At 58.6% G+C, this 978-nt stretch carries 1 protein-coding gene; it reads left to right on the top strand.

What is annotated here, in order from left to right; translation table 11 throughout:
* A partial coding sequence (lptG, locus tag JK635_RS29375) for an LPS export ABC transporter permease LptG (protein ID WP_202656419.1) occupies window positions 1-978 on the top strand: 978 nt, incomplete at both ends.

Below are 978 nucleotides of genomic sequence, written 5' to 3'. Positions count from 1 at the left end.
ATTGCAGTCGGTCGGCACGGGCAGCTACAAGCTCCAGCATGCTTTCCTGTTCGTACTGATGGGCCTGCCAGGCTACGCCTATGAACTCATACCCATCGCCGCGCTGATTGGCACCATCTACGTGCTGGCGCAACTGGCGTCGCGTTCCGAATTCACCATCATGCGGGTATCCGGCCTGTCAACGCGGCAGGCGGCGGCCATGCTGGCCCAGATAGGCGTGCTGTTCGCATTGCTTACTTTTGTCTTTGGCGAGTATGTGGCGCCAAGATCGACCGAGCTTGGTCAGAAACTCAAGCTTGGCTTCAAGGGCGCGGCGGTGTCGCAGGAATTCCGCTCCGGCCTGTGGGCAAAGGACGTCATCCGCGACAACGGCGTATCTGGCAATGTCATTGGCACCCGCTTCCTGAATGTGCGGGAAATGCGGCCTACCGGCGAGTTGCTGAAGCTGCGCATTTACGAATTCGATCGCAATTTTCATCTGGTCAATTACATCATTGCCGACCGCGCCGATTATTCGGGCAACAATACCTGGACCATGCAGAGGGTCACCGAAAGCCGCTTTCCCCAAGCCGCGAGCCGCGATGGCGCCCGGGTACTTGACCTGAACACTGCGGTGTCAACCACGCAGCGCGAGGTGATGCCGCTCGTGTCTGAAATCACGCCATCAATCCTGTCCGTGCTGTTCGCCGATCCGGAACGCATGTCCGCGGCGGATCTGGCGCTGTATAGCAAGCATTTGGCGGAAAACAAGCAGCGTACAGAGCGGTACGAGATTGCCTATTGGCGCAAGGTGATCTATCCCTTTGCCGTGTTCGTGATGATGGCGGTGGCGCTGCCGTTTGCTTACCTGCATTTCCGCACTGGCGGCGTCAGCCTGAAGATCTTTGCCGGCATCATGATCGGCGTGAGCTTCCAGCTGATCAACCGGCTGTTCTCGCACATTGGCATGCTCAACACCTGGCCGCCATTCGCCACAGC

It is taken from the genome of Neobacillus paridis (assembly GCF_016765675.1).
Taxonomy (GTDB): Bacteria; Bacillota; Bacilli; order Bacillales; family Cytobacillaceae; genus Neobacillus; species Neobacillus paridis.
This window is presented reverse-complemented; position numbering and strand designations above follow the sequence as displayed.